This is a genomic window from Atopobium sp. oral taxon 810 str. F0209 (genome assembly GCF_000466405.1).
Classification (GTDB): Bacteria; Actinomycetota; Coriobacteriia; order Coriobacteriales; family Atopobiaceae; genus Olegusella.
In genome coordinates this window covers 20,846-29,786 of the sequence record NZ_KE952958.1, presented here as the reverse complement: position 1 = coordinate 29,786, position 8,941 = coordinate 20,846, and the positions used below count along the sequence as shown (strand labels likewise).

The 8,941-nt window shown below is 49.0% G+C and carries 6 protein-coding genes; all 6 read left to right on the top strand.

Annotated elements, in window-relative coordinates; all coding sequences use genetic code 11:
* The first annotated feature begins 332 nt into the window (after nucleotides 1-332).
* Nucleotides 333-716 carry a VOC family protein gene (locus HMPREF9069_RS06710; RefSeq protein ID WP_035438740.1) on the top strand — a complete coding sequence of 128 codons (384 nt, stop codon included), beginning with the start codon at nucleotides 333-335 and terminating at the stop codon, nucleotides 714-716.
* Nucleotides 717-841: 125 nt separating this feature from the next.
* Complete coding sequence (locus HMPREF9069_RS06705; protein WP_021626458.1) at nucleotides 842-1,147, top strand: hypothetical protein; 306 nt, start codon at nucleotides 842-844, stop codon at nucleotides 1,145-1,147.
* Nucleotides 1,148-1,308: 161 nt separating this feature from the next.
* A complete protein-coding gene (locus tag HMPREF9069_RS06700; protein ID WP_021626457.1) occupies nucleotides 1,309-2,793 on the top strand; it encodes a nicotinate phosphoribosyltransferase in 1,485 nt (494 codons plus the stop codon).
* A gap of 123 nt (nucleotides 2,794-2,916) precedes the next feature.
* Complete coding sequence (gene argS, locus HMPREF9069_RS06695) at nucleotides 2,917-4,761, top strand: arginine--tRNA ligase (protein ID WP_021626456.1); 1,845 nt, start codon at nucleotides 2,917-2,919, stop codon at nucleotides 4,759-4,761.
* 307 nt (nucleotides 4,762-5,068) lie between these two features.
* Nucleotides 5,069-5,740: a MarR family transcriptional regulator gene (locus HMPREF9069_RS06690; protein WP_035438732.1), complete on the top strand. Its 672-nt coding sequence runs from the start codon at nucleotides 5,069-5,071 to the stop codon at nucleotides 5,738-5,740.
* 241 nt (nucleotides 5,741-5,981) lie between these two features.
* Nucleotides 5,982-8,075 carry a transcription termination factor Rho gene (gene rho / locus HMPREF9069_RS09050; protein ID WP_021626454.1) on the top strand — a complete coding sequence of 698 codons (2,094 nt, stop codon included), beginning with the start codon at nucleotides 5,982-5,984 and terminating at the stop codon, nucleotides 8,073-8,075.
* Nucleotides 8,076-8,941: the final 866 nt, after the last annotated feature.

Genomic DNA, 8,941 nt, shown 5'->3' with positions numbered 1-8,941 from the left:
TTTGGCACCTGGCATGAAACGTAGTGTGGCTTTTGGCAAGCGGTATGAAGTAGCATGAAACGATGTGTGGCTTTTTGACATCCTCGTTAAACCGACGAAAGTGCAAAGATGTCTTGTGCATACTTAGCATGTTTGTGTTCACGCCGTTAAACTACGCTCCCATTCCTTTGTAGCTCACTGGCGTGACATATCTTTTTGGCTGTCTCTTATATGCGTGAAAAGTCTGGAATCCTTCCATTGGCAGTAATTGTCAAACTGAGTTGGCTATGCAAAAGTACGAGCTAAAATTGCAGATAAAATAGGTCGGGGGTACGTTGAGGGGTGAAATGGTAATGAAGATCGAACATATTGCGATGTATGTAAATGACATGGAACGCGCCCGAGACTTCTTTGTGAAATATTTGGGTGCTGTTTCTAATGATGGTTACCATAACAAAAAGACGGATTTCCGCTCTTATTTTCTTTCCTTTGGAGATGGGGCGAGGCTCGAAATAATGAGCAAGCCTCAGATGGCAGATGAAGAAAAAGTGTTTGCAAGAACTGGCTATATCCATATTGCTTTCAGTGTTGGAAGTAAAGAAAAAGTTGATTTGCTGACAAAGCAGATGAAAGCTGATGGATATGAGGTGTTGAGCGGCCCGAGGATAACGGGCGATGGGTATTACGAGAGCTGCATTGTGGGGGTCGAGGGCAATCAAATTGAACTTACGATTTGATGACTTTTGGCTAAGTTATTCGATTCTGCCTATATTTTGTCTCCACCCCAGCAAAACGCTAGACTGGCGTGAGTAGATTATTACAAGCGCGTAGATTACAAGCGCGTAGAGCGAGGAGAGCAATCATGGCAGATGGACTCACAGAAGCAGAGCGCGCTGAGCTCGAGCAGCTTCGTGCGGAAAAAGCTGCCCAGCAGGAGGCGGCACAGGTCGCGCGCGATCGTGCGGAACTGCAACGTCTCAAAAAAGAGTCTGCCCGTGCCGCTCGTGATGCAGAGGCAATCAAGCGCGAAGCCGCTTTGCGCGAGCAGGGCCGCAAGCTTATGGAACCCGACGAAGACGATCTCAACATGCCCATGGGTCAAAAGATTGTCCTTGCTGTTATTGCTTTGCTTGTCCTTGTGATTGTGATCTCGCGTTTCCTGAGATAGTTCAGGCTACATGGTTGCCGCATGTCTCGTTTTTAAATTTTGCGGCAAAGGCAGCTTGGGGGAGCCGTTTTTTTCGTCTCGTGGTACCCTGTAGAGCGAAGTGTTTGCGGGGATTACTCGTTGCTTCCCGTAGACAAAGTTTTCTCGGGGAGGAACATCAGATGGCCTTGACCGACCGCACGACTCCACATGATGTCGCGCTTAATACCGACCTTTACGAACTAACCATGGCCCAGGGCTTTTGGGAGTCCGGCCTCAATCAGGGCGAAGCTTGCTTCAACGTCTTTTTTCGCGAGTGTCCCTTTGACGGCGGATATGCTGTTTCCTGCGGTCAGGGTCAGATTGCTGAGCTCGTAGAAAACTTTGTGTTTGATGAAGACACACTAGAATATCTTGCTGCTTTGCCCGCACCTGGTGGCGGGCTTCTTTTTAAGCAGGGCTTTATTGACTATCTGCGCGATTTCCGCATGCATGTTGATATTTGGGCTCCTCGTGAGGGCGATTTGATTTTTCCGCGTGAGCCACTTGTGCGCGTGCAAGGTCCTGTGATTGACTGCCAGCTACTTGAGACTGCTTTGCTTAACCTTATAAACTTCCAGACGTTGGTAGCTACCAAGACCGCTCGTGTTGTTACTGCAGCTCAGGGACATGCCGTCTCTGACTTTGGTCTACGTCGTGCTCAGGGTCCCGATGGAGGCCTTGCTGTTGCTCGTGCTTCTTATATTGGTGGCGCTTCTAGTACGTCCAATGTCCTTGCTGGCAAAATTTACGATATCCCTGTTTTTGGTACGCATGCCCACAGTTGGGTTATGGCTTTTCCGACTGAGATCGAGGCCTTCCGCGCCTTTGCAAAATCCAGTCCTAAAAATTGCGTACTGTTGCTAGATACCTACGATGTCCATCAAGGCATCAAAAATGCTATCAAGGTTGCAAAAGAGATGGAGGCGGCAGGGGAGCGCTTGGCTGCTATCCGTATTGATTCGGGTGACCTTGCCAAACTCACTAAAGAAACTCGTGAAGCCTTTGACGAGGCGGGTCTGCCTTATGTAAAGATCAGCGCTTCTAATGACCTTGATGAATACACCATTCAGTCGCTCTTTGCGCAGGGTGCACCTATTGATTCTTTTGGTGTGGGTACCAAACTTGCTACCTGCGATCCTCAGCCCTCGCTGGGCGGCGTCTATAAGCTCTCGGCAGTGCGCAATAACAAAGAAGAGCCTTGGTCTCCCAAGATTAAGCTTTCCGAGCAGGCCTATAAACGCACCCTACCAGGTATTATGCATGTCATTCGCTTTGTTGATGAAGCAGGACGTCCCATAGGCGATCAGATTGTTGATGATTCTGTAGCTGTGGGCAACAGCATGATCGCTGTGGATGTCAACGATCCTTTGACTACCTACGATTTTACTGGTGCGACAGGTGTTGAGTTGCTCGAGCAGATTGTCGATGATGGCAAACGCTGCAAAGAGCCCGATACTATTGCCGTTGCAAAGGAACGCTGTCGTGACTCGCTGATGAGACTCGATCCCGCGGTCAAGCGCTTCCTCAATCCTCAGACCTATCCTGTGGGATTGGAGCCGGGACTTGACAAGTTGCGTCACGAGTTGGCACGCACGGAGCGACGAGCTGCTTCCAAGGCTCGCTAACGTGTAGCTTGTGTAGCTCTTTGATAGTGTTAGATACAAGCAGTGATTTTGCTAAACTAACTGTTTACGATGTGCCGGCAGTTTGCTGGCACGGGGTTTGATGTATGACCGAAGGAGTGCAGTATGCCCGAAAAGATCGAGGAACTTATCAGGCAGGCGATTGCCGCTGCCCAAAAGGCAGGCGACCTTGCAAGCTTCGAGGTGGAAGACTGCGGAGTCGAGCGACCGGCTGACGCTGACAATGGTGATTGGACCTCGACAGTTGCGTTGCGCTCTGCTCGTCTTGCTCATGCAGCTCCCGCCAAAATTGCCGCCGCTATCGTGGCTCATATGCCCGAGGACAAGCAGGTCTCTAAGGTTGAGGTTGCAGGTCCTGGTTTTATCAATTTCTATCTCAACGCTGCTGCTAGCAACGATGTTTTCCGCGTGGTGCGTGAGGCTGGTGCTGATTGGGGCAAATCCAATGTGGGTAATGGCCTCAAGATGAATTATGAGTTTATTTCTGCTAATCCCACGGGTCCTCTGCATGTTGGTCACGGCCGTTGGGTAGCGCTTGGTGACTCAATGTGCAATATCTTTGATCACACCAACTTCAAGGTTGATCGTGAGTATTACATCAACGATCACGGCTCCCAGATGGATGTTTTTGGTAGCTCTGTTGCTACGCGTTATCTGCAACTCGTTGAGGTTATGCGCAAGGATAATGTGGACGTTGCTACCGCTCAGGCGACGCTTTTGGCAGACCGTGAAGCGTATGTCGAAGATGAGATGGACGAGCATCCCGAGCAGCATCCCTACATGGATGCCTTTAACGAGATTTTGGGTGGCAACTCCTACGGCGGCGACTACATCATTGACATTGCTCGCGAGTTTTATGAGGCTGATGGCGACAAGTGGTATGACGTTGAGCCTGAGGTACGTACCGATGAGTTCCGCGAGCGCGCCTATCAGGCCATGCTTTCCCGCATCAAGGCTACCTGCCACCAAGCACGTTGTGACCTCGATCTGTGGTTCTCCGAGCGAACTCTCTATATCAAGGATGAGACGGGCACCTCTCCTGTCGATCGTGCTTTTGCAAAGCTTGACAAGATGGGTTATCTCTACAAGACCGATGATGGCGCGCTGTGGTTTAAATCCACTGCCTTTGGCGATGACAAGGACCGCGTTCTCATCAAGAGCAATGGCGAGTATACCTACTTTGCTTCTGATGTTGCCTATCACTGGGACAAGTTCCAGCGCGATGACTACTCCATCGATCTTTGGGGTGCCGATCACCACGGCTATATTGCCCGTGTAACCAATGTCTGCGATGCCCTAGGTTACCCCGGTAAATTTGAGGTTGACCTTGGTCAGTTTGTAAACTTGCTGCGCAATGGTGAGCCTGTTCGTATGTCCAAGCGTCGCGGTACCATGGTTTCTTTCCAGGAACTGCTTGATGAGGTCGGTACCGATGCTACCCGCTACACGCTGGTTTCCAAGAGCTCAAATCAGACCATCGACTTTGATATCGAAGCCGCAAAAAAGCAGGAGTCTAGCAACCCTGTTTTCTACGTACAGTATGCTCATGCCCGCATCTGCTCTATTTTGCGTCGCGCTGCTGGTGTAAATGAGGATGAAGCTCGCGAGCTGGGCATGGATGTTGTTGCCAACAAGGCAATTGGTGCAGACTACGATCTATCTCTGCTTACCGAACCCTCTGAGGCAGCTCTTGCTCGTAAGATTTCTGAGTTCCCTGAACTTGTTGCTTCCTGCGCACGTGACCGTGCACCCTTCCGTTTGACACATTTCTGCGAGGAACTTGCTGCTTCCTTCCATGGCTTCTACCAGCATTGCCAGGTACTGCCCAGTGAGGGACGCCCAGTTGATCCTGAGCTTTCCCGTGCACGTCTGGCTGCAATTGACGCCGTTCGTATTAACCTTGCTATTGCCCTCAAGTTGATTGGTGTTTCTGCTCCTGAGGTTATGTAAGGCTGCGTAAACTGCAAAAAGCACTGCTTAAGCCCGAGGTTTACGCCTCGGGCTTTTTTACAAACAAAATCATGTGGCTTACTGCAATGTGTTTTGCTTTGCTTACAAGTGTGCCCATCCTAGACCTAACTGTTTGTGCTATGTGAATCTAATGTATTAGCAGTTCTTTACAAATATGTGAAAATCTTTATCTATATGAGTTCATATAAATTCTTTTCGCGTTAAAGTTTCAACAGGAAGTGAAGCTTCAAGCTACCAATGAGGCATAAGGGCTCATGGGGAGTGCTTTTACTGGAGGAGGTTTCTTGTGGAGGTACGTGAGTATTTGGCAATTCGCCGCGCCTACAATACCATCCGCCAGAGGTGCGATGCAGATAAGCGTCTCACATTTTCTGAATTTGCAATTGCATGCAGACTTTCTCTCTCGCCTGAGGGATTGCGTACCTCTGATATTGCTGAGTATCAGGGTTGCCTGCGACCTACGATGACACACCGTACAAAGCACCTTGCCGATCTAGGCTTTATTATTCGCACACAGGGCAATACCGACCGTCGCAATGTTTTGTGCTGCCTAAGCGATGACGGCGAAGAGATGGTCGCCAAGCTCTGCTCGCAAACACGCTCTGAACTAGCACATTTACTGTCCAATCGTCCAACTACTGATCATGTGCGTAAGTATGTCGACGCGATGGGCTCTGTTGATGTCATGGCTCGCGACTTAGTATTGCTTGCACTCTATGCAGAGCTCGATGGCCAGGCAACTATTGGCGCTATTGTCGATGTGCTGGGATTTTTGCAGCCTACGGTGTCGATGTCTGTTTCTGCTTTGGCTCGCGATGGCTTGCTTAATCGTGACGCATCTACGCGTGGCAAATCCTCGCATCCTGTCTCTTTGACCGAAGAAGGACGTGTGGAAGCCAAGAGTCTCAATGATCGTATTGAGGCATTGACTCCTGTTCGTCGTGCTCGCAGGCAGTAATTTTTCTACTTCTCAAAGGGATTCTCAAAAAAATAGTATTCTTGCCAACATTGATATAGTTGATAATGTTATGATGTGATTAATCCGCGCATGCTTGCGCATTTAATCTTCCCCAGCAAGCACAATCAAAGTGGTTAGAACATCGACATGTATCACGTTGTAATGCAAAGCTGGGATACCCCTTTGAGATGGGTTGCTGTTGCAGTTGCTACTGCAGAGCGCCCAGGAAGGTAGTACCTGCATGGAAGAAGATATGGTTGCTGAAAAACTCGGTGAAGAAGCGCCCGTGACACAACAAAACAGTGCTTCTACTGAGTTAGGATCTGGTGATACATCCATCAGCACCGAAGAGACCCCCAAACCTCGTCGTAGACGTACGCGTAAAGTAGCAGCTACAGCTACAGCTACAGAAGAGACGGGTCAAACTGCTTTAAGTCTGGATACTGATGTGCCTGCTACAGAGCCAGCTCCAAAGCCTGTAAGGCGTCGCAGGAAGAAGGCCGTAGCTGAGGCAGAAGAGGCAAAAGCGGACGCTCAGCAAGAAACGTCCGAAGAAGTTCCAGCGCCCAAACCGCGCAAAAGGCGTACGCGCAGCAGTGCAAAGGCCAAGGTGGAAGCTGCTGCTATCGAGACCCAGGGTGAAACCCCTACAGAAGTATCTACTCCCGATGAGACTCATCTCGTAGCTGTGCCTGCCGAACAACATACCGAAGCTGCGGTTTCGCAAGCAGATGAGGTACATCCTGCCAATTCTGAGATCGCTGTCCAGCCTGCCAATTCAGAGGTTGTTGCTCAACTTGCCAATCCTGACCAGCCCGCCAATCTTGACCAATCCACCAATCTTGACCAATCCACCAATCCTGAGGCTGTTACCCAAGGAAATGGTGAGTCTTCAGAGTCTACTGAGACGAACGAAGCCCATGCTCCGCGTCGTCGTCATCGTGTAGCTACGCGTGATCGTGACTCTGAACCGCGCCGTGATCGTACGGCAAATGTGGTAAATAATCGCAATCGTCGCAATAACCGTCGTAACAAAAATACTCCTGAGCGCAATATTGAGCCTTCTCTCACTCTCGAAAGTCTTTCCGAGATGAAGGTGGCGGAGCTTCGCGAAAAAGCCGCTGAGCTGGGTGTTGACTACGTTGGTCGTCGCAAGAAGGAGCTTATCGAGGAGCTCTTTTCGGCAGCTGCTGCAGTAGAGGGTTTCTGCGGAGTAGATGGCGTACTGCAGATGCAGGGGGAAGGCTATGCTTTTCTGCGCACGGGCAATTTTGCTGCAGGCGATCATGATGCTTTTGTTCAGCAGCAAATTGTGCGTCAGTATGGCCTGCGTCCTGGTGATCGCATCAAGGGTATGGTGGGCCCTGCTCGCTCTAGCAGCAAGTTCCCGCCACTGGTGCGTATTGACACCATTAATGGCAAAACACCTGAAGAGATTAAGCACCGCCCACGTTTCCGCGATTTGACGCCGATTTATCCTAATGAGCGTCTTGTTATGGAAATGGGCAAGGATTCCACTACGGGTCGCGCGATTGATTTGGTGGCCCCCATTGGAAAGGGTCAGCGTGGATTGATTGTTTCGCCTCCTAAGGCTGGCAAGACTACCGTGCTCAAGCGTATCTGCCAGTCCATCGCGGTTAATAACCCCGAGGTTCATCTCTTTTGCCTGCTGGTTGACGAACGCCCTGAGGAAGTTACCGATATGGAGCGTTCTATTCGTGGTACGGTTGTGGCATCTACCTTTGATATGCCTGCATCTAATCACACTGCGGTGGCCGAGATGGTTATCGACCATGCAAAGCGCCTGGTAGAGCTTGGTGAAGATGTTGTTGTGGTGCTCGATTCCATCACACGTCTTGCTCGTGCCTACAATCTTGCCCAGCCTGCTAGTGGTCGTATTCTTTCTGGTGGTGTTGATTCTGCTGCGCTTTATCCGCCCAAGAAGTTCTTGGGTGCAGCGCGCAATATCGAAGGTGGCGGCTCTTTGACGATTCTTGCATCTGCTCTAGTGGATACGGGCTCAAAGATGGATGAAGTTATCTTTGAGGAGTTCAAGGGTACAGGTAATATGGAACTCAAGCTCGATCGCGATCTTGCGGATCGTCGTATCTTCCCCGCAATCGATCCGGTGGCTTCGGGTACACGTAATGAGGATTTGCTTATCGATGCACAGATTCAGCCTTTTGTCTGGGGTATCCGTCGTATTCTTGCCAATATGAACAATACCGAGCGTGCGGCAACAGCGCTGGTTAAGGGTCTTAAAGCTACCAACAACAACGAGGAGTTCTTGATTCGCTCTGCCAAAAAAGCTGCCCAGAGTGACTACCTGTCCTAGTCTGTAGCAGTTTGGCACCGCTTGTCAAAATGGCCCAAAAGGCATTCTTGCAATTACAATCAAAAAAGATTGCATTTGCTAAAGAATGCCTTGTTGGACTATTTTCAAATGATGTATAGGCATCTATTTGGGTCTTTTGTAATACTGCTGTACTACACCAACACCGGACTTTGCATTAGGATTTCGGTTGTTTCGAGCTGTTAATAGAATTAAATGAGCATCCTTTTTCCTACCTATTATGAAATCATCCAATGTTGCAAACTAGAAGGCTCTTCCAAGTACTACTTCCATGTTTCAACTCTAGTTCTAAGTTTGCTCCTGCAGTTGCCATTGTCGTGCCCATCGCGACATAATGTGTGTAGCCTGTGTTATAAGAGAAATTATTGCTCACAATTCGTGATACTGAAGGATTTCCTCCACCTTCGTTACCGCAGCCATATCTCAACTTAGCACGAGTGACAGATACTGTATGGTCAGCAACTACCCATTTGCCTGACACACTTGTTAGAAGAACAAATCCAGACGAATTCTTCTTATACCGAATAGTTAAGTATGACTTAACTGAAATTGAATTATCATAGCGATTGGCGGAAAGAGTATATGACTGAGTTGATGTATTGTAGTTGAGATATAGGTCACTTTTGTACGTTTCCGTATGCGACACTATTTCATTCCTGTTTGCTGTTGTTTTATTTTGAATGCATTCCACTTTTGCCTCAAGGCATGTACCATCATCTTGTTGAATTATCAGCATTTTGCGAGGCTCTGGAACTCTATTTTCGTTGTTTGGATTGGTTCTCGCATAAACCAATTGGGGTGCAATGCCTGAAGCAAGTATGACTCCAATAATTAAGAAAATACATTTC